Source organism: Rhodopseudomonas parapalustris, from assembly GCF_053772255.1.
The window spans coordinates 226,311-246,916 of the sequence record NZ_JAMKBZ010000001.1; the positions used below are offsets into that span (position 1 = coordinate 226,311).

17 protein-coding genes are annotated in these 20,606 nt (G+C 66.9%); 1 reads left to right on the forward strand and 16 read right to left on the reverse strand.

The genetic code is table 11. The features are described from left to right. Positions 1 to 57: 57 nt before the first annotated feature. The 4 genes from ftsA to M9H71_RS01120 form a co-directional block, all read right to left on the reverse strand. A complete protein-coding gene (gene ftsA, locus M9H71_RS01105; protein ID WP_455403282.1) occupies positions 58 to 1,380 on the reverse strand; it encodes a cell division protein FtsA in 1,323 nt (440 codons plus the stop codon). Next, on the reverse strand, positions 1,377 to 2,366 hold the full coding sequence (locus M9H71_RS01110; RefSeq protein ID WP_455403283.1) for a cell division protein FtsQ/DivIB: 990 nt from the start codon (positions 2,364 to 2,366) through the stop codon (positions 1,377 to 1,379). Before M9H71_RS01110 ends, ftsA begins: the two co-directional genes overlap by 4 nt. A gap of 316 nt (positions 2,367 to 2,682) precedes the next feature. Beyond that, positions 2,683 to 3,672, reverse strand: a complete 990-nt coding sequence (locus M9H71_RS01115; RefSeq protein ID WP_455403284.1) for a D-alanine--D-alanine ligase family protein — start codon at positions 3,670 to 3,672, stop codon at positions 2,683 to 2,685. A gap of 106 nt (positions 3,673 to 3,778) precedes the next feature. Further along, positions 3,779 to 5,107 carry a glycosyltransferase family 87 protein gene (locus M9H71_RS01120; RefSeq protein WP_455403285.1) on the reverse strand — a complete coding sequence of 443 codons (1,329 nt, stop codon included), beginning with the start codon at positions 5,105 to 5,107 and terminating at the stop codon, positions 3,779 to 3,781. A gap of 226 nt (positions 5,108 to 5,333) precedes the next feature. Between M9H71_RS01120 and M9H71_RS01125 the strand changes: the two genes are divergently transcribed. Continuing rightward, on the forward strand, positions 5,334 to 6,137 hold the full coding sequence (locus tag M9H71_RS01125) for a bestrophin-like domain (protein WP_455403286.1): 804 nt from the start codon (positions 5,334 to 5,336) through the stop codon (positions 6,135 to 6,137). Between the two features lie 8 nt (positions 6,138 to 6,145). Here the strand turns inward: M9H71_RS01125 and murB are convergent, their stop codons facing one another. The 12 genes from murB to rsmH all read right to left on the reverse strand — a co-directional run bounded on the left by murB (position 6,146) and on the right by rsmH (position 20,376). After that, positions 6,146 to 7,075: a UDP-N-acetylmuramate dehydrogenase gene (gene murB / locus M9H71_RS01130; RefSeq protein ID WP_455403446.1), complete on the reverse strand. Its 930-nt coding sequence runs from the start codon at positions 7,073 to 7,075 to the stop codon at positions 6,146 to 6,148. After that, positions 7,072 to 7,551 (reverse strand): DUF6653 family protein, encoded by a 480-nt coding sequence (locus M9H71_RS01135; protein ID WP_455403287.1) that lies wholly within the window; start codon positions 7,549 to 7,551, stop codon positions 7,072 to 7,074. Before M9H71_RS01135 ends, murB begins: the two co-directional genes overlap by 4 nt. Before the next feature lie 17 nt (positions 7,552 to 7,568). Next, complete coding sequence (gene murC, locus M9H71_RS01140) at positions 7,569 to 8,975, reverse strand: UDP-N-acetylmuramate--L-alanine ligase (protein ID WP_455403288.1); 1,407 nt, start codon at positions 8,973 to 8,975, stop codon at positions 7,569 to 7,571. Positions 8,976 to 9,111: 136 nt separating this feature from the next. Then, the gene (gene murG, locus M9H71_RS01145; protein ID WP_455403289.1) at positions 9,112 to 10,212 is read right to left on the reverse strand and encodes an undecaprenyldiphospho-muramoylpentapeptide beta-N-acetylglucosaminyltransferase; all 1,101 of its coding nucleotides are present in this window, start codon (positions 10,210 to 10,212) and stop codon (positions 9,112 to 9,114) included. 4 nt (positions 10,213 to 10,216) lie between these two features. Next, entirely contained in the window at positions 10,217 to 11,359 is a 1,143-nt protein-coding gene (ftsW, locus tag M9H71_RS01150) for a putative lipid II flippase FtsW (protein WP_455403290.1), read from the reverse strand. Positions 11,360 to 11,622: 263 nt separating this feature from the next. After that, the gene (murD, locus tag M9H71_RS01155) at positions 11,623 to 13,020 is read right to left on the reverse strand and encodes a UDP-N-acetylmuramoyl-L-alanine--D-glutamate ligase (RefSeq protein WP_455403291.1); all 1,398 of its coding nucleotides are present in this window, start codon (positions 13,018 to 13,020) and stop codon (positions 11,623 to 11,625) included. 124 nt (positions 13,021 to 13,144) lie between these two features. Further along, a complete protein-coding gene (gene mraY, locus M9H71_RS01160; RefSeq protein WP_164603770.1) occupies positions 13,145 to 14,230 on the reverse strand; it encodes a phospho-N-acetylmuramoyl-pentapeptide-transferase in 1,086 nt (361 codons plus the stop codon). A 10-nt stretch (positions 14,231 to 14,240) separates the two neighbouring features. Then, entirely contained in the window at positions 14,241 to 15,680 is a 1,440-nt protein-coding gene (locus tag M9H71_RS01165) for a UDP-N-acetylmuramoylalanyl-D-glutamyl-2,6-diaminopimelate--D-alanyl-D-alanine ligase (RefSeq protein ID WP_455403292.1), read from the reverse strand. Continuing rightward, entirely contained in the window at positions 15,677 to 17,134 is a 1,458-nt protein-coding gene (locus M9H71_RS01170) for a UDP-N-acetylmuramoyl-L-alanyl-D-glutamate--2,6-diaminopimelate ligase (protein WP_455403293.1), read from the reverse strand. Before M9H71_RS01170 ends, M9H71_RS01165 begins: the two co-directional genes overlap by 4 nt. A 112-nt stretch (positions 17,135 to 17,246) precedes the next feature. Further along, the gene (locus tag M9H71_RS01175; protein WP_455403447.1) at positions 17,247 to 18,986 is read right to left on the reverse strand and encodes a peptidoglycan D,D-transpeptidase FtsI family protein; all 1,740 of its coding nucleotides are present in this window, start codon (positions 18,984 to 18,986) and stop codon (positions 17,247 to 17,249) included. Positions 18,987 to 18,997: 11 nt separating this feature from the next. Beyond that, on the reverse strand, positions 18,998 to 19,378 hold the full coding sequence (gene ftsL / locus M9H71_RS01180; RefSeq protein WP_455403448.1) for a cell division protein FtsL: 381 nt from the start codon (positions 19,376 to 19,378) through the stop codon (positions 18,998 to 19,000). Next, positions 19,378 to 20,376 carry a 16S rRNA (cytosine(1402)-N(4))-methyltransferase RsmH gene (gene rsmH / locus M9H71_RS01185; RefSeq protein ID WP_455403294.1) on the reverse strand — a complete coding sequence of 333 codons (999 nt, stop codon included), beginning with the start codon at positions 20,374 to 20,376 and terminating at the stop codon, positions 19,378 to 19,380. Before rsmH ends, ftsL begins: the two co-directional genes overlap by 1 nt. Between the last annotated feature and the right edge of the window lie 230 nt (positions 20,377 to 20,606).

The following is a 20,606-nucleotide window of genomic DNA, read 5'->3' on the forward strand; positions in this document are numbered from 1 at the left end:
GTCCCCGGCAAGCGGCCTGGACGATCTGTGATGGCGGAAGGGGGCGGAAAAGAGTCATCAGAAGCCCTCGCGCAGCCAACGGCCGACCTTGCCGAAGTAACCGGCATGGGCGTCGGGGCGAATGTGGCGGGTGTGGCGGGGTTCGATGTGCTCGAGATGGGCGTATTGCGGATACACCAGCAGACCGGTCGGCACGGCGAAAGATCCGCTCTTGGCTTCGTTCGGCAGCCGTCCGACGCCCAACGGCCGGCCGACCCGCACCGAACGGCCGAGGATCCGCGTGGCGAGTTCGGGCACGCCGGTGAGCTGCGACGCACCGCCGCTGAGCACCACCCTCGCCCGGGGCTCTGCCGCGAACGGCGAATCCGCCAGCCGGTCCCTGACCATTTCAAAAATCTCCTCGGCCCGATGCCGGATGATGTTCGCGATCGTGGCGCGGGAGATCACTTGCGGGCCGTCCCGCTCGTCCCCGGCGGCCGGGATCGACATCAACTCGCGCGCATCGGAACCGCCAGTTAGCACCGTGCCATATAACGTCTTGATTCGCTCGGCATCCGCAATGCAGGCGCCGAGTCCGCGCGCCAGATCCATCGTGATGTGATGCCCGCCGACCGCAAATCCGTTGGCGTGTACGAAGCGTCCGCCCGAATAGACCGCGATCGTCGTGGTACCAGCCCCCATCTCGACCAGTGCGGCGCCGAGATCGACCTCGTCGTCGGTCAGCATCGACAGGCCGGCGACGTAAGGGCTGGCCGCCATTGCCTCGACTTCGAGGTGGCAGCGCTCGACCGCGAGCATCAGATTCTTGGCGACGGTGGCGTCGGTGGTCACCACGTTCATGTCGACGCCGAACTGCCGCGCTACCATGCCGCGCGGATCGCGGATGCCCTTGACGCCGTCGAGCGTGTAGCCGACCGGCAGCGCGTGCAGCACGGCGCGGCCGATGCCGGTGGCGTGGTGCATGCCGGTCGAGGTGACGCGGCTGATGTCTTCGGAGGTGACCGCCCCGCCCCTGATATCGGAGGCGGCCTCGATCAGTTGGCCCTGCAGCCGGCCGGCGGAGACCGACAGCAGCACGGACTCCACTCGCACCTTCGCCATCCGTTCGGCGAGCGCGACGGCGTGACGGATCGCCTTCTCGCATTCGGCCATGTCGACCACGGCGCCGGCCTTGACGCCGCGCGACTGGATCTGGCTGTAACCGACGAGTTCGATGGCGTGGGTCCGGCCGCGCAGCGCCTCCTGCGGCGGACACGGTTTCAGCCGCGCGATCATGCAGGCGATCTTGCTGGTCCCGATATCGAGCGACGCCACCATCGCAGTGCGGTGCGGCGGCATCGGCCGGGTCTTCGGCGTCTGAGTGCGATCGAAGACGGTCACGCGTCACCAGCCTTCTTCTTGGACTTTTTGTCTTTGCTGAGTTGCTCTTCGCGCGCCTTGAAGGCGGCGTCCGACAGCCGCACCGTCAGACGGTCCGGCAGCCGCATATCGATCGCCGTGATGTCGCGCGAGAACAGCTTGTCGCTCTGATCGAGCTGGCCGAGCAGCGTCAGCGCATTACCGACGTCGTGCTCGGGCATACGGATAACGAGGCCGCTGTTGAACCAGACGTTCCAGCGCCGCTCGCCGACCAGGGCGACGGCGCGAGTCTGCGACCACACCTGCGGATAACGCTTCAACAACGCCAGGAAATCCTTGGCACGTTCGCCGGCGCCCTTCCCCACCACCAGCGGCAGCGACAGAAACCGGCGCGCCACATAAGGTTCGAGCACCGCGCCGTCGTCGGCGATCACCGACATGTGGCCGTCGAGCTGCCAGCGCGCGAACGCCGTGCGCTCGGTGATGTCGATCTGCAGCTCACCGGGATAGAACTTGAGCACCGTGGCATCGGCGATCCACGGGTTCGCCTTCAGCTTGTCGCGCACCGCGGCGGCGTCGAGAAACAGCAGCGAGGAGCGGCCGGTGATGCCGCCGATCGCCAGGATCTCGTCCTGGGTAAGCTGCTTGCGGCCACTGATCGCGACCTGCTTGATGCGGAAGCCGGCAAGATTGGCCGCGCCGTTACGGGTATCGTCGAGCGCCTGGACGAATTCGTCGACATGGCCGCCTTTGACGATCCCCATGCCGGCACTGCCGAGCAGGATCAACGCGGTGAAGGCAACGCCGACCCGTCGCGGCAGCCAGCGCTCGAGCACGGCGATCAGACCATGCTGCGGCTCCGGCCGTACCAAACGTTGCGGCTGCGCCTGCTTCTTGCGCGAACGACGTTCGCGCAGCAGAGCTGCCACCGCAACGGCGACCGCTTTCAGGTCAGACTGAAGCCTCGACAGTCTCGACGACCGGGCGAGGCGCCCTCCACCGTCCATTGCAAGAGCTCGTTACACGTTGCGCCCGCGCCTACTCCGGGCAATCGCGCAGGTGACGTCTCGGTGGTTCCGGACCCGACCGCGGGCCGGACCGTCTGTTGCAATGTGAGACCGAAACGGAAAAAACTGCTCCGCCCGGCTTACGCCACGACAGCCGAGCGCCAGGATGCGCCGCCAGCGTTAACCTTCGGCCCTCCTGGTAAACAAATCGTAAAGCAGGCCTGCGCAGAACCGAATTTGTTGCGTCCTGAGAAGGATTTGCGGCGAAATCGCGGCTTTTGTGACACCGCTTCCGGAGGGAACCCGCGACGCCCGCTCAGTTCCGCAACGCGCGTTCGGCGAGCGCGATTTGGCCGTGCAGGAAGTCGACGAAGGGGATCCCTTGCGCGTTCAAAGCCTTGGGATAGAGCGAGGCCTTGGTCAGGCCGGGCAGCGTGTTGGTTTCCAGGAAAATCGGACCATCCTTGCCGACGATGAAGTCGGAGCGCGAATAGCCGCGGCACGACATCACCCGATGCGCCCGCACGGCAAAATCCATGATCGCCGCCGCCACATCCGGGGCGAACCGGCCGGGGCAGATCTCCTGGGTCGATTTGGCGAGATATTTCGCCGTGTAGTCGAAGCCGCCGCCGGCCGGCACGATCTCGATCGGCGGCAGCGCGCGCAACGAGCCGTCTTCAGCCTCGAGCACGCCGCAGGTCGCTTCGATCCCCTCGACGAACGGCTCGATCAGATAGTCTTCGGTCTTGGACGCATTGCGGACCGCCACCAGATCCTGCTTGGCGTTGATGAAGAACAGTCCGTAGCTCGAACCGTCGCGGGTCGGCTTGGCGATCAGCCGGCCGTGCGTCTCAAGCGCCGCCTCCGCATCAGCGAGCGACACCCCGGTCACGGTCCGGATGCCGGCGATTGCGGCGAAGCGCTTGGCGGCCACCTTGTCGAACGCCAAATGCGACGCTGCCGCGCCCGAGCCGGTGAACGGCAAGCGGCGCAGTTCGCACATCGCCTGCAATTCGCCGTTCTCGGCGACGCCGCCATGCAGCCCGAGCACCAGCAACCGCTGCTCCGTCGCGGCGCGATCGAGCGCGGCTTCGAGCGGGCCGATCAGTTCGCCGTCGGGCACGAACGCTTCTTCGAACGGCCGCGCGTGCGCCAGCACCGCTTGGGCAGAAACAGCATGAACGCGGCCGTCGTCGTTCCAGAACCACAGATCGGCGTCCGGCAGCGCACTGTGCAGCGCCTGTGCCGAAGCAACCGACACCAAACGCTCTTTGCTGGTGCCGCCGAACAGAATGGTGTGTCGCATGATCGATCCGCCGCGCGGTCCCTGCTGAAGTCGAAGAAAGATGCTGCGTCCCGCGGGCCGGCGCGCGGCACCATTTTGCCGATTTGGACGATTCGGAGAAGCAGCCTTATGTCGGCGCGGCTGCTCGTCGCAGACAGACCAGGCCCCAGATCAGCAGCGCGATCAGCGCCGGCGTCACCAGACCGATCACCTGCAGCGGCTCCCAAACGCCGCCTTCGGTGGCGATCATGCCGAACCACATCACGCCCGCCCAGGCAACCAGCGCCGGCACGATGCTGACCCGCCCTGCTCGACGCCACGCTTCGAGCTGCACCACGGCGACCAGCGGCGCCGCGAAGGCGACATAGTTCGGTTGCGACACCGACAGCATCACCGGCAGCGCCGCGGCCAGGATCGCGCCGCCGATCAGCAGCGCTTCGGCCGGCTGCGGCTGTGGCCCGTTGAGGCGCCAGAACCGGCCATGGCCGATCCACACCAGCGCGATCAGAAAGACCGCATCGAACCCGAGCTGCCCGGCGGTGGCGAACCGCGGCAGCGTGTCGGTCGCCGGCAGGCCGCCGACCGCGATCCGCGCCAGCATCGCGCCGATGCTGAGCATGTCGTAGGAGGTGAAGGTGATCTCGTCGGCGATCTTCGGATTCGGCACGCCGGTCATGATGCCGCTGAGATGCTCGGTCCACATCGCGCTGTACAGCGTCACCACCTCCGACGGCCCCAGGCACAGCATCGGCACCACGAACAGGAACACCGCGCTGAAGCCCGCAGTGGCGAGCACGGTGCGGAGATCGCCTCGCAGCACCGGGAAGATCAGCAGCGCCAGCGGGAACAGCTTGATGGTGAAGCCGATCGCCAGGGCACAGGCGGCCATGTAGATGCGACCGCGCACATACAGCGCCAGGAACGCCACCATGGTCAGCAGCACCACCGCGCTCAGTTGTCCGCGCCCGAGGCCATCGCCGAAGAACGGCAGCAGGGCCAACAGCGGCCCGAGCCGCAACAGCCACCACCCGTTCCAGCCGACCTGATCGAGCGGCTGCGGCGCGAAGCGTTGCAGTCCCCTGGCCCACAGATCAAGCGCAGCGAGCATCGCCATCGCGCTGATGGCGTACCAAACGCCGACCGAAACCGGGAGCGACAGCGCCCAGCCCGGTTTGGAAAAGCCTTCGAGCGGATAGGCGAACAGCCCCATCAGCAACGCGAAGGTCGGCGGATAGTGATAGGTCCAGCCGTGATGATCGGCGACCTGATACAAGGGATAGCCGGTCCACACCGCCCAGCCGGCGCGGAAGAACACCTGAACGTCGCCGAAGCCGTGCACCGCCGAGCGCCGCACCACGATCGGCAGATAGACGCACAGCGACACCGCGACGACGGCGATCAGCAGGATTTCGTACCAGCTTAGAGCCCGCCAGCGGGGCGCGAATGGCGATGGCAAGGCGGAATACTCCAACTTTGTCCAGGAAGGACGTGGCAGGCGCCTCGGGCGGAACCGTGACGGTTCACCTTCGATACGCGCAAAGCAGCCAAACCCCTCGCGCGCCACCGTGGACGATAGCGGCGAAAACCGCCATGTTCCGTCGAGATCGAACGGATTCCGTTGGCCTTTCGACAATTCGCGGTGGTTCTGTTTCGATCCGTTGCGGCGACATAAAGAGAAACAAATGATCCAGCATTGGCTCGACCTCCCACCCTTCGGTACCTTCGCAACTCTGGCGCTGCTGTATTACGGGGTGGCGGTGCTGCTGATGGCGGTGGTATTCGCCTCGCCGCTGCGCGGGCCGATCGCGAAGCTTCAGGGCGTAGTCGCGCCGTTCTTTTCGTCGGTGGCGGTGTTGTTCAGCCTGCTGACCGGCTTCCTCGGCTACGATGTGGCCGAACGGAATCGGCAGGCGACGCGCGCGGTCCAGACCGAGGCCGGCGAACTGCAGAATGTCTACACGCTCAGCGTCGCGGCAGCGTCCGACATGCGCAACATTCGCATCGCACTGAAGGCCTATGCCGACTCGGTGCTGAAGAATGAATGGCCGACGGTGAACGGCATGGCCGCGCCGCCGACCAGCCTCGCCTACGACAAGATGCTCACCGAAATCAGTGCGCCGGCGATCACCCGCGATTCCGGCGCGGCCGTACACGTCGCGCTGTTGAGCTCGGCAGTGCGGGTCGGCACCGCACGGAACACCCGCATCAGCCTGTCGACCGACCGCACCAGCGACCTGAAATGGATCTCGGTGTTGATCCTCGGCGTCGTCACCCAGGTCGCGCTCGCGCTGGTGCATCTGGACAAGCCGCGCCCGATGGCCGCAGCGCTATCGGTTTTCGCGACCGGAGCAATCGTTGCGCTCGGTCTGATCGCGCTGCAGGAGGATCCGTTCAGCGGCGTCTTCCGGGTATCGCCGCTGCCGCTCGAGCACGTCTTGTCATTGCCGGACACGCCCGAGCTGCCGATCGTTCCGCCGCCGAAGTAACAAGCGGCTCAGCCCTGCGCGGGGACGACGCCGATCCGCTTGATTTCCCACTGCAGCTCGATTCCGGACTGCGCCTTGACGCGGGCGCGGACGGTCTCGCCGAGCGTCTCGATGTCGGAAGCAGTGGCTTCGCCGGTGTTGATCAGGAAGTTGCAGTGCATCTCCGAGACCTGCGCTCCGCCGATGCGGAGACCGCGGCAGCCGGCGGCGTCGATCAGCCGCCACGCGCTGTGGCCGGGCGGATTCTTGAAGGTCGAGCCGCCGGTCTTCTCGCGGATCGGCTGCGCCAATTCGCGATGCGCCTGCACCTCGTTCATCTTCGCGCGGATGTGGTCCGGCGTCGCCGGGGTGCCGCGTAGCCGTGCCGAGGTGAAGATCAGCGCAGGATCGGCACCGCTGTGGCGATATGAGAACTGCATCGCGGCATTGTCGAACACGCGGCGCGTACCACTGCGGTCATAGGCTGTGGCGTCGATCAGCACGTCCTTGGTCTCGCGGCCATTGGCGCCGGCATTCATCCGCAGCGCGCCACCGATCGATCCGGGAATGCCGTAGTAGAATTCGAGGCCGCCGAGCTGCGCCGCAGCGGCGGTCTCGGCCACCCGCTTGTCGAGCGCAGCGGCACCAGCATGCACCACCTCGCCCTCGACCCGGTGCTCGCCGAATCCGCGCGGCGACAGCCGGATCGCAACGCCTAGCAGCCCGCCGTCGCGCACGATCAGGTTGGAGCCGAGCCCGAGACACAGCACCGGAATCTCGGCCGGCAATCGCGACAGGAAGTAACCGAGATCGTCCTCGTCGGCTGGCGTGAACAGCACCTGCGCCGGCCCGCCGACACGAAACCATGTAAGCGGCGCCAGCGGCTCGTTGCCGAGCAACCGCCCGCGCAATTCCGGCATCGCGGCTTTCAGCTCGGGCGTGAGATCGGGGAAGTTCAGTACAGCCAAGAACGATACTCCGGGTTCTGATCCTTCATGTCCTCGAACAGCCACACCATGCGATCGACGAACCAGGTCTTAGCGAGAATGACGACGATCATGCCCAGCAGCGTGACGGCGAGATCGAGCACGATCAGCCCCCAGGCCAGCACCGGCAGACCGCACATCGAAATCCCGGCGGCGACGCCGGGCACGATACGATGCCGCTCCGGAATCTCGTCGCGCTTCAGCCCGACCCAGATTCGTTCGCCGAGCACCGCTTTCGAGGCCCAGCTATCTGTCGAGACCGGCGGCGGAAACGCACGCGGATTCCATGCCAGCCAGGCGATCGACAATCCGACCGGCACCAGCGCCCACCAGCAGATCCAATCCCGGCTCCAGATCGCAAGAATCAGCACCGGAAACGCCGCATAGCGAGTCCACACGCTCCAAGGATTGGCGTGCCGTTTCCAGGTGTCGTCGCTCAAGACAGCCATCGGCGCCTCGTGTCGCGTCAGCCGCCCAACGCCTTCAATTCGCCGGGCAGCGCGTAGGCCCATTGGGTGATGTTGCCGGCACCTAAGCAGACCACATAGTCGCCGCTATGCGCGAGGCCGGCGACGACACCGGCGAGCGAGGCGGAATCCTGCAGCGGATGCACTTCGCGATGGCCGTGGGCGCGCAGGCCGAGCACGAAGTGATCGCGGTCGACGCCTTCGATCGGCGCTTCTCCGGCCGGATAGACGTCGGCGACAACCACCGCGTCGGCGTCGTTGAAGCAGGTGCAGAACTCTTCGAACAGCGACTGCAGCCGGGTGTAGCGATGCGGCTGCACCACGGCGATCACCTTGCCGGAGGTCGACTGCCGCGCCGCCTTCAGCACCGCGGCGATCTCGACCGGGTGATGGCCGTAGTCGTCGATGATGGTGACGCCGTTCCACTCGCCGGTCTTGGTGAAGCGGCGGCGCACGCCGCCGAACGCCGCCAGCGCCTTACGGATGGTGTCGTCGGAGAGCCCCAATTCGTGCGCCACGGCGATCGCCGCGGTGGCGTTGAGCGCGTTGTGGCGGCCCGGCATCGGCAGCATCAGATCGGCGATCTCGTGCGCGGTGCCGGCCTTGCGATCGCGGAACGCGACCTTGAAGCTCGAGCCGCCGCCGCTCGGCGTCAGCTCGAGCAGCCGCGCATCGGCCTGCGGGTTCTCGCCGTAAGTAATGATCCGGCGGTCTTCGATCTTGCCGACCAGCGTCTGCACCACCGGATGATCGATGCACATCACCGCGAAGCCGTAGAACGGCACGTTCTCGACGAAGTTGCGGAACGCGTCCTGCACCGCCTCGAAGGTCTTGAAGTGATCGAGATGTTCGGGATCGACATTGGTGACGATGGCGACGTCGGCCGGCAGCTTGAGGAAGGTTCCGTCGCTCTCGTCGGCCTCGACCACCATCCAGTCGCCGGCCCCGAGCCGCGCATTGGTGCCGTAAGCGTTGATGATGCCGCCGTTGATCACGGTAGGATCGAGCTCGCCGGCATCTAGCAGCGCAGCCACCATCGACGTCGTGGTGGTCTTGCCGTGGGTGCCGGCGATCGCGACACAGCTCTTCAGCCGCATCAGCTCGGCCAGCATCTCGGCGCGCCGCACCACCGGGATGCGCTGGGCGCGCGCCGCAAGCAGCTCCGGGTTATCGCGCTTGATCGCGGTCGACACCACCAGCACGTCGGCACCCTTGATGTTGTCGGCCTGGTGACCGACGTGGATCTGGATGCCCTTTTCGCGCAGCCGGTTGACATTGGCGCTTTCAGAGGCGTCGGAGCCCTGCACGGTGTAGCCGAGATTGCACAGCACCTCGGCGATGCCGCTCATGCCGATGCCGCCGATCCCGACGAAGTGGATGGGTCCGATCTCGCGCGGCAATCTCATGGGAAGGGTCTCTATCGTTGCTGGTCGTCCCCGGAATTTTCCGGGGCATTCCCGATTCAGGGTCACTTCATGCAAGACGGGGATGGCCGGGACAAGTCCGGCAAATGCGCCGTTGCGACGTTTTCCTTGACCGGCGCTAGGTCCGCGCGACGCGCCCGACCACGTCCGCGAGCCGTTCTGCAGCATCCAGACGGCCGATTTGGCGGGCGGAAGCGGCCATTTGGGCCAATTTGGCCGGATCGGCGGCCAGCGCGGTGATTTCGGCAGCGAGACGATCCGGAGTAAAATCCGGTTGAACGATACGGATGGCGCCACCGGCTGCGGTCAGCACGCCAGCATTGGCGAACTGGTCCTGATCGAGCGCGCCGGGCAGCGGCACCAGGATGCCTGGCCGGCCGATCGCCGCGAGTTCGGCGACGGTGCCCGCGCCGGAGCGCGACACCACGAGCTGGCTCGACGCCAGCCGTTGCGGCAAATCGGTGAAGAACGGCGCCAGCTCGCAGCTCAATTGCAGCCGGTCGTACACGGCACGCACGCGGTCCATGTCCTCGTCGCGGACCTGCTGGGTCAGCACCAGCCGCCGCAGCAACGCCGGGTCCAGCTTCTCCAGCGCCGGCGGTACGATGTCGGCCATCACCCGGGCGCCTTGGCTGCCACCGAACACCAGCACCCGCAGCGCCCCACCGGCGGCCGGCGGATCGTAGGCGACGGTCGCGGCATCGGCGACCGCCGGCCGGATCGGATTGCCGGTATTGCTGATCTTCGCGGCCAGAGCCGGCCAGGCCGCCTCGTGGCCGGGAAAGCCGGTAGCGATGGCCTCGACCCGCGGCGCCAGGAAGCGGTTGGCGCGACCCATCACCGCGTTCTGCTCGTGGATCAGCGTCGGCACTCCGCGCCAGGTCGCGGCGAGCAGCGGCGGCAGCGTCGGATACCCGCCGAACCCGACCACCGCAGCCGGCTTCAGCCGCCCGATCAGGTTGAAGGCGAGCAGTGCTCCGGTCACGAGCTTCAAACCGGTGCGTGCCAGCGCCCACGGGGTGCGGCCGCGCACTGTTTCGCTCGGCACCACGTCGGTCGTCTCGGCGGTGAACAGCCCGCTGTAGCGGGTGGCGCGATGATCGGTGACCAGCCGGACGCGATAGCCGCGGCGGATCAGCACCACGCCGAGCGCTTCGGCCGGGAACAGGTGTCCACCGGTGCCGCCGGCGGCGAGCAGGATCAAAGGTGCGTCGGTCATGGCCTCAAGCGTAGCTTCCCGCCGCCTCGATCGCATTGACCTCGGTCTTGGGCCGCTGCCGCGTCAGCGCCAGCATCATCCCGACGCCGTAAGCCAGCGACACCATCGACGAACCGCCATAGGAGATGAACGGCAGCGTCATACCCTTGGCTGGGATCAGTTGCAGGTTCACCGCCATATTGATCCCGGCCTGAATGCCGAACAGGATCGCCAGTCCCGACGCGGCGAAGCGCGAGAACAGATCCTCGCTGCGATAGGCCCGCGACAGCGTCCGCAGCACGATGAAGGCGAACAGCGCCAGCAGCGCCAAGCACAGCACGATGCCGAATTCTTCGCCGGCGACGGCGAACACGAAATCGGTGTGGCTGTCCGGCAGGCTACGTTTGGCGATGCCCTCGCCCGGCCCGAGGCCGAACCAGCCGCCATTGCTGAACGCCTCGCTCGCCATGTCGACCTGGAAAGTGTCGCCGGAGGCCGGGTTCATGAACCGCTTGATGCGGCCGGCGACGTGCGGCACCAGCAGATAGGCGGCGAACAGGCCGCCCGCCGCTGTGGCGCCGAGCCCGAACACCCAGATCACCCGCATCCCGGCGATGAAGAACAGCGAGCCCCACACCATGGTGATCAGCATGGTCTGGCCGAAATCCGGCTCCATCACCAGCAGCGACACCAGCGTCAGCAGCAGCATCATCGCCATTGAGGTCGCCGGCATTTCCGGCCGCCGCGCCGCTTCGGAGAACAGCCAGGCGGCGAGGATGACGAACGACGGCTTGGCGATCTCCGAGGCCTGAATATTGACGCCGACCAGCGTGATCCAGCGCCGCGCGCCCTTGACCTCCGGCCCGATCAGCAGCGTCGCCACGATCAACGCAACCGACAGCGCGAACACGACCAGCGCCGAGCGCCGGATCTGCCGCGGCGACAGGAACGACACGCCGATCAGCACCATGATCGACGGAAACAGGAACAGGACGTGCCGGTTGAAGAAGTGGAACGGGTCGAGCCCGATCCGGGTCGCGACCGGCGGCGACGCCGCCAGCGACAGGATCACGCCGGCCAGCATCAGCGCGATCAGCGCCACCAGCAGCACGCGGTCGACGGTCCACCACCATTCGCTGAATGGGGTGCGTTGGTCACGGGAGATCATCGGCGATCCTGGGCAAACAGATCACCCATTGGTGCGCCCGCGTGGTTGCCACCGGGTTAATGCTTTGAGGCGGAATTGAGATGTGAACGGGAGAGTCTGAGTCTCCGGGGCACAGCGGTCATCCCGCCATCGTCGTCATCCCCGCGAAGGCGGGGATCCAGTATTCCAGAGCCTATCTCTTCAATCGAAACGCCCTGGAATACTGGGTCGCCCGCCTGCGCGGGCGATGACGGCGTCTGAGAGGCGGCGCAGTGCCCCCGGCCTCACACCGCCGCAACGCCATTCAGCGCCGTCACCAGATCACGAAACCTGGTGCCACGGATCTCGAAATTGCGGAACTGGTCGAACGACGCGCAGGCCGGCGACAGCAGGACCACCGGCTCGGCGAGGCCGGAAGCAGCGGCGTCGCGCGCTGCGGCCTGCACCGCATTCTCTAGCGTCCGGCTGATTTCGTAGGGCACCCGCCCCTCCAGCGTCGCCGAGAACTCGGCCGCCGCCTCGCCGATCAGATAGGCTTTGCAGATCCGCGGGAAGTATTCGGCCAGACTCTCGATGCCGCCGGTCTTCGGCTTGCCGCCGGCGATCCAGAAGATGTCGCCAAACGACGACAGCGCTTTGGCGGCGGCATCCGCATTGGTCGCCTTGGAGTCGTTGACGAACAGCGTCGCCCCCTGCCGGCCGACCTGTTCCATCCGGTGAGCCAGACCCGGGAAGCTGCGCAGCCCGCGCTGCAGCGCCTCGGGCGAGACGCCGAGCGCCAGCACGGTCGCGGCGGCCGCCGCAGCGTTCTGGGCGTTGTGCAGGCCGCGCAGCGAACCGATGCCGCCGAGCTTGGCGACTTCGCTGGAGGCGCCGCCGTCGATGCGGCGAATGGCGTCGAGATCGGCGGTGATGCCGGACTGAACCGACCCCTGCACCGACATCCGCACCACGCGCTTGCCGGCGCGCTCGATCCGGTCGGCGGCGGCACGACCGAACTCATCGTCGACACCGATGATCGCAGTGCCGCCATCCTCAATGCCGGCCACCAGCCGCTCCTTCACCGCAGCGTAGTGCTCGATGGTGCCGTGGCGATCGATGTGATCCTCGGTGACATTGAGCAGGATGCCGACGGTGGGCGCGAGCGACGGCGTCAGGTCGATCTGATACGACGACATCTCGATCACGTGGACGCGGCCGTCCTTCGGCGGCTCCAGCGACAGGATCGCGGTGCCGATATTGCCGCCGAGCTGGGTGTCCCAGCCGGCCTCGCGCAGCAGATGCGCGATCAGCGCCGTCGTGGTCGATTTACCGTTGGTGCCGGTGATGGCGACGAACGGCGCGTGCGGCGCAAGCGCCTTGCGCTCGCGGCAGAACAGCTCGACGTCGCCGATCACTTCGACGCCCGCCTCCTGCGCCTTCAGCACGGTCCAATGCGGCGTCGGATGCGTCAGCGGCACGCCGGGGGTGAGCACCAGCGCATCGAAATTGATCCACGACAGATTGCGCAGATCCGCGGTGACGAAACCGGCCTGCGCCGCCTCGACCATGCGGTCGAGATTGTCGTCGCACGCAATCACTTCGGCGCCGCCGGCTTTGAGCGCATGGCAGCTCGCCAGCCCAGACCCGCCGAGCCCGAACACCGCGACCGAGCGGCCGGCGAAAGTGGTGACAGGGATCATGAGCGAACCCTCCCCGTCATTGCGAGGAGCGAAGCGACGAAGCAATCCAGAGCCTCCATGTACCGAGCCCTGGATTGCTTCGGTTCGCTCGCAATGACGAACTCAACTGCGTTGCCCATCCAGCTCACCGCAGCTTCAGCGTCGACAGGCCGGCGAGCGCCAGCATCACGGCGATGATCCAGAACCGGATCACAATCTGCGGCTCGGTCCAGCCCTTCTGTTCGAAATGGTGGTGGATCGGCGCCATCTTGAACACGCGCTTGCCGGTGAGCTTGAACGAGGCGACCTGCACGATCACCGACACCGCCTCGAGCACGAACAGGCCGCCGATCACCGCCAGCACGATCTCGTGCTTCACTGCGACCGCGATCGAGCCGAGCATGCCGCCGAGCGCCAGCGAGCCGGTGTCGCCCATGAAGATAGAAGCCGGCGGCGCGTTGAACCACAGGAAGCCGAGCCCGGCGCCGAGCAGCGCGCCGCACAGCACCGACAGTTCGCCGGTTCCGGCGACGTAGTTGATCTGCAGATATTCGGCAAACACCGCGTTACCGGCGAGATACGAGATCAGGCCGAAACTGGCGGCGGCGATCATCACCGGCACGATCGCGAGCCCGTCGAGGCCGTCGGTCAGGTTCACCGCATTGCCGGCGCCGACCACCACGAACGCGCCGAACGCCACGAACGCCCAGCCGAGATTGATCATCACTTCCTTGAAGAACGGAATTACCAGCGAACTCGACAGCGGCGCACGGCCGAGCCACACCAGCGCGAAACAGGCCGCGGCGGCGATGGTGAATTCGATCAGCAGCCGGGTGCGGCCGGAGATGCCGGCATGGGTCTGCTTGGTGACTTTCATGTAGTCGTCGTAGAAGCCGACGAAGCCGAAGCCGAGCGTCACCGCTAGCACGATCCAGACATAGGGATTGAGCGGATTGGCCCACAGCACGGTGCCGACCGTCAGCCCCGACAGGATCATCAGGCCGCCCATCGTCGGCGTGCCCTTCTTCGAAACCAGATGCGATTGCGGGCCGTCGGTGCGGATCGGCTGGCCCTTGCCCTGGCGCAGCCGCAGATTGTCGATGATCCAGGGACCGAACATGAACACGAACAGCGCCCCGGTCACCATCGCGCCGCCGGTGCGGAAAGTGATGTAGCGGAAGACGTTGAACGCCGGAAACGAGCCGGAGAGGTCGATCAGCCAATAGAGCATTCAAGCCGCCTTACACCGCAGCGTCGTCGCGCGCGGCCTTGCCGGGGAAGCGCTTCTCGAGCGCGGTGACAATCGTTTTCATGCGCGATCCGAGCGAACCCTTCACCATCACGGCGTCGCCGGCTCTGATCGCGGCGACGACCTGGGATTCGAGCGCGGTCGCATCGCCTGCATAGCCGCCTCGTTTGCCGGAGGAAAGGGCGTCCCACAGATTGCGCATCAAGGGACCGCAGCAGAACACCAGGTCGATACCGTGCGCACGCACCGCCGCTCCCAGCCCACGGTGCAGCTCGGCCGCGGTCGGGCCGAGTTCCAGCATGTCGCCGAGCACCGCGATCCGCCGCCCCTGCAGCCCGATCTCGGCGCGGCCGAGGACACCCAGCGCCGCCGCCATCGACGCCGGATTGGCGTTGTAACTTTCGTCGATCAGCATCGCTTCGTCGGCGCCGATCCAAAGCGTCTTGCGCGCGCCGCGGCCGGCGGCGGGCTGAACCTGCGACATCGCCAACGCGGCAAGCGCGAGGTCGGCGCCGGCAAGCTCCGCCGCAGCCAGCACCGCCAGCGAATTCATCGCCATGTGGCGGCCCGGCATGCCGATCTTGTAGGTGACGTCATTGCCGAGAATGCGGGCGTGCACCGCCGAGCAATCGGCGTGCAGCGCGACGTCGAGCAGCCGCGCATCGGCAGCCGGATCGGCGCCGAAGGTGACGATGCGGCCGACATTGGCACGCAGCGCGTTGGCGCTGAGCCGGTCGAACATCGGCGTATCACGGTTCAGCACGGCGATGCCGCCCGGCTCCAGCCCGGAGAAGATCTCGGACTTGGCGTCGGCGATCGCCTCGAGGCCGGAGAAGAATTCGAGATGCACCGGTTCGACCGTGGTGATGATGGCGATGTGCGGTCGCACCATCTTCACCAAGGGTTCGATCTCGCCGGCGTGGTTCATGCCGATCTCGAACACCGCGTAGTCGACGCTCGCCGGGCAGCGCGCCAGCGTCAGCGGCACGCCCCAATGATTGTTGAACGACGCCACCGAGGCGTGGGTGGGGCCTTGCGCACCCAGCACCGCGCGCAAGCCCTCCTTGGTCGAGGTCTTGCCGACCGAACCGGTGACCGCGATCACTTTGGCGGACAGCCGCGAGCGCGCCGCGATGCCGAGCCGGCGCAAACCTTCGAGCACGTCATCGACGACCAGGAGCGGCGCGTCGGCGGCGAATTTGTCGCGCTGCGCCTTCTCCACCACAGCCAGCGCGGCCCCGGCGTTCAGCGCCGCAGCGACGAAATCATGGCCGTCATGGACATCGCCTTTGATCGCGAAGTACGCGTCACCCGGCGCCAGCGTGCGGCTATCGATCGAGATGCCGAACACGTCGCGCGGCAGCGTGCCGCTCGACGTCGCGGCCATCGCCTCCGCCATCGCGTCCGAGGTCCATAGCGGTTCTTTGCTCATGCGGCGCTCGCTGACAACGCCGCGTGCGCGGCCTCGTGATCACTGAAATGCAGCACCGTGTCGCCCACGATCTGCCCGATCTCGTGCCCTTTGCCGGCGATCACCAGCGCGTCGCCCGGCTGCAATTCGCCGATCGCGGTACGGATCGCCTCGGCGCGGTCGCCGATCTCGCGCGCGCCGGGCGCTGCAGCGAGGATCGCGGCGCGGATCGTGGCCGGATCTTCGCTGCGCGGATTGTCGTCGGTGACGATCACCGCATCGGCGTTCTCGGCCGCGATCGCGCCCATCAGCGCCCGCTTGCCGGTGTCTCGGTCACCGCCGGCGCCGAACACCACCACGAGCTTGCGCTTCGCATAGGGCCGCAGCGCCTGCAGCGTCTTGGCGAGCGCGTCCGGCTTGTGTGCGTAGTCGACGAACACCGGCGCGCCATTGCGGGCGCCGACCAGGTCGAGCCGGCCCGGCGCGCCTTCGAGATGTTCGAGCGCGGCGAAACTCGCCGCCGCATCGCCGCCGGTGCCGATCACGAGGCCGGCCGACACCAGTGCGTTCTCGATCTGGAATTCGCCGACCAATGGCAGCTTGATCGCAAAGCGCCGCCTCTCGTGCTCGATCGTCAGCCTCTGCGCGAAGCCATCGACCACGGCGTCGATCAGCTTGATGCCCGCGCCTGGATCGCCATGGCGGCCGATGGTGATCAACCGCAGGCCGCGCGCGCGCGCCGCTTCGATGACTTGCGCCGAACAGTCGTGATCGGCGGAGATCACCGCCGCGCCGCCGTCCTGCACCAGATTGCGGAACAGCCGCAGTTTGGCGTTCAGATAATGCGCGACGTCGGGGTGATAATCCATGTGGTCGCGCGACAGATTGGTGAAGCCACCGGCGGCGACGCGGACGCCGTCGAGGCGGAATTGATCGAGCCCGTGCGACGAGGCTTCCAGCGCCAGATGGGTGATGCCCTCGCCCGCAATCTCGTCGAGCGAGCGATGCAGCGCGATCGGGTCCGGCGTGGTCAGCGAGCCGTAGACGCTGCGTGTCGGCGTCACCAGACCGATGGTGCCGATGCTGGCGGAGGCATGGCCGAGCTCCTGCCAGATCTGCCGGGTGAAGGCTGCGACCGAGGTCTTGCCGCTGGTGCCGGTGACCGCAGCGATCACCTGCGGCTGGCGCGGATAGAACCGCGCCGCAGCTTGAGCCAGCGCCAGACGTGGATTGGCGAGCCGCACGAACGGCACCGAAAGATCGCGCTCGGGCTGATGCTCACCTGCGATCGCCACCGCACCGGCTGCAATCGCAGCGGCGACGAAGCGCGCGCCGTCGGTCTTGGCGCCGGCGAGCGCGAAGAACAGGTCGCCCGGCTTCACCGCACGGCTGTCGACGGCGATCCCGCCGATGGCGAGGTCGGCCGCCGACGCGGCGATCTCGGCCTCGTCGCTGAAGAGGTCGCGGAGCTTCATGGTCCTCGGGCGTCCGATTCGAGACAGATGTTCTCACGCCTGAGAGGCTTTTAGCGCAAGCGGGGCGCAGCGCAACTCGGCAGGCCACGACCCCGCCGGGCCAGACCGGGCGTTACTGACCGCCCCGCGATGCCGCAAGAATGAGGCGGTCCGGCGGCGGCAGATCGAACCGCGGCTCGATTCCAAGCAACGGCGCGATTCGCTCGATCACCTTGCCGCCGGTCGGCACCGCGTTCCAGCCGGAGGTGATGAAGCCGTGCGTCTCCGGCAGCGCCTTCGGCTCGTCGAGCATCACCAGCACCTGATATTTCGGCTTGTCGGCCGGCAGAATGGCGGTGAACGAGTTCAGCACCTGCTTCTTGGCGTAGCGGCCGTTGATGACCTTCTCGGAGGTGCCGGTCTTGCCGCCGAGATAGTAGCCCTTGGCGATCTGCTCGGCCTGGCGTGCGGTGCCGACCTCGGCGTTGAGCCGCATCAGGTAGCGGATCTTGTCGCTGGTGTCCGACTTGATCACCCGCTTGGCGACCTTCATCGCCTCTTCGTGGGTGCGCTTCAGGAAGGTCGGCGGAATCAGGTAGCCGCCGTTGACCATCGCGTTGATGCCCATCACCGCCTGCAGCGGCGCCACGGCGATGCCGTGACCGAACGAGATGGTGATGGTGTTGAGTTCGCCCCAGCGCTTCGGCACCAGCGGCGAGGCGCTCTCCGGCAGCTCGGTGCGCAGCCGGTCGAGCTGGCCGATCTTCTTCAGGAACGCCTTGTGCGCCTCGATGCCCTGCGCCAGCGCGATCCGGGCCGCGCCGACGTTGGACGAATAGGTGAAGACTTCCGACAGCGAGATGAAGCGCCCCATCCGGTGGTCGTCGTGGATCTTGAACTTGCCGTATTGCAGCGGCCCGCGCGCGTCGTACATCGAGTTCAGCGTCGCCTTGCCGCTGTCCAGCGCCATCGCGAGCGTCAGCGTCTTGAAGGTCGAGCCCATCTCGTAGACGCCGGTGGTGAGCCGGTTGATGCGGTCGGGGTCGTTGGCCTCTTTCGGATTGTTCGGGTCGAAGTCCGGCAGCGACACCATGGCGACGATCTCGCCGGTGTTGACGTCCGAGACCAGGCCCGACGCCGCCTTGGCGCTGAACTTCTCCTTGGCTTTCAGCAGTTCGTCGCGCAGCGCGTGCTCGACGCGGACGTCGAGCGCCAATTCGATCGGCCGCTGCATCCGGTCGGAGGCAAAGCCGGCGCGGTGCAGATCGGCGAGGCCATTGCTGTCGAGCCACTTTTCGATGCCGGCGATGCCCTGGTTGTCGATGTTGACCAGACCGATCAAGTGCGACACCTCGGCGGCGTTGGGATAGACGCGCTTGTTCTCACGCAGGAAGCCGATGCCGGGAATGCCCAGCTTCTTGATCTCGGCCTGCTGGCGCGGAGTGATTTCGCGCTTCAGCCAGACGAAGCCCTTCTTCGACGCCAGCCGCTCGCGCACCTCCTGGGTTTCGAGATCGGGCAGCGTCGCGGTGAGCAACTCCACCGCCTCGTCCTGATCGATGATCCGGCGCGGCTCGCCGAACAGCGACGGCGTCTTGACGTCGGTAGCGAGGATCTGCCCGTTGCGATCGACGATGTCGGGCCGCGCGGTGGCGACCGCATCCTGAGACACGCCGCGCCGCGCGCCGTGGCCGTCCCCAATCACCGCAATCATCACCAGCTTGAACGCGATCACCCCGTACACCGCCGCGAACGCGATCATCGCCAGCCCGACACGCGCGCGCGCCTTGGCGTCACGGTCGACCTCGCTGCCGTAGATCAGGCTGCGGATCAAGCGCTGGCGCCATTTGATGTGGTGGCCGACGAGCGGCATCGTGGAATCTGTCACTGGGCGGGCTCCGGAGCCGGCAGAGAGCCGGTGACGATATCGGGATCGATCTTTTCGATCATCGAGGCGATCGGATCGGGAGCGTTAGGATCGACGACGGCCGGCGGACGCTCGGGAAGGTTCTTCAGCGAATCGAACTGACGCGCGGCGACCGGCTTCAGTTTGAGGTGCCGGGCGGCGAGCCCCTGCAGCCGGCCAGGCGAGTCCAGCTTGGCCCATTCGGCGCGCAGCCGGGCGATCGCCTCGCGCTCCTTGCGCAGCTCGGCATGGAGCTGCAGCACCTTCTCGGTGCGCACGGTGGATTCCAGCTTGATGCGGTACACATAGGCTGCTGCGAACACCAGCATGCCGATGACCAGCACATGCACGAGGCGCATCATCGGCCGGCCCTCATCACGCTGGCGAGTGTCGGCCATCCCGGCAGATCGCCGGCGGCGTGCGCCGGCGCTTGGGTGCGTTCAGCGCCACGCAGCTTGGCCGACCGCGCGCGCGGATTGGCCGCGACTTCGGCATCGCCAGCGACGATCGGCCGCTTACTGAGCAGCGTGAAGCTCGGCGCCGCCTGCGCAAGCTCCGGCAGATGGCGGGAGCCGCCGCCGGTCTTGCTGCGCGCAGTCAGGAAGGTTTTGACGATGCGGTCTTCCAGCGAATGGAATGACACCACCGCCAGCCGGCCGCCCGGCTTCAGCACGCGCTCGGCGGCGTCGAGCGCCTGGTGCAGTTCGTCGAGCTCTTCATTGACGAAGATCCGCAGCCCCTGGAAGGTGCGGGTCGCCGGATGGATCTCGCCGGGCTTGGCGCGCACCACTTTGGCGACGATGTCAGCAAGCGCCTTGGTGGTGATGATCGGCGCCTCGCTGCGCGCCGCGACGATGGCGCGGGCGATGTGGCGTGAATAGCGCTCTTCGCCGAAGATGTAGATGATGTTGGCGAGATCGGGTTCGGATGCGCGGGCGACGACATCGGCCGCGCTCGGCCCGTCCCGCCCCATCCGCATGTCGAGGGGCCCGTCGAACCGGAACGAGAAGCCGCGCTCGGCCTGGTCGAGCTGCATCGACGACACGCCGATGTCCATCACCACGCCGTCGACCGTATCGGCGCCTTGCGCGGCGCAGACCTCGGCCAGATTGGAGAACCGGTCGTGCACCAGCGTCAGCCGGCCGTCGGCTTCGGCCACCAGATCGGCCCCGCCAGCGATCGCGGTCGGATCGCGGTCGATCGCGATCACGCGGCTGCAAGGGGACTGCAGGATCAGCCGCGTATAGCCGCCGGCCCCGAACGTGCCGTCGACATAGACGCCGCCGTCGCGCGGCGCGAGCAGTCCGACCGCTTCTGGCCCGAGCACCGGAATATGGCGTGCGCCGGAAGAGCTCATGCGATCGCCCTGGCCGCACTGAGACCACGTCCGGTCCGCGTCGCGCGGAAACCGGCCGGGCTGATCGCCGACTTGCTGCAGGGCAATGGGCCCATCGTGCCTCGCCTCTTCCCAATCCGCCGACAGAGCGCCGTGCCAGCCGGTCGAAACGACCGACGAACCTGGCTCTCCGTAAGAAATCTGGTGGATTTCCATCGGCTTATGGGGCGTCACAGGAGAATTTGCCGGCA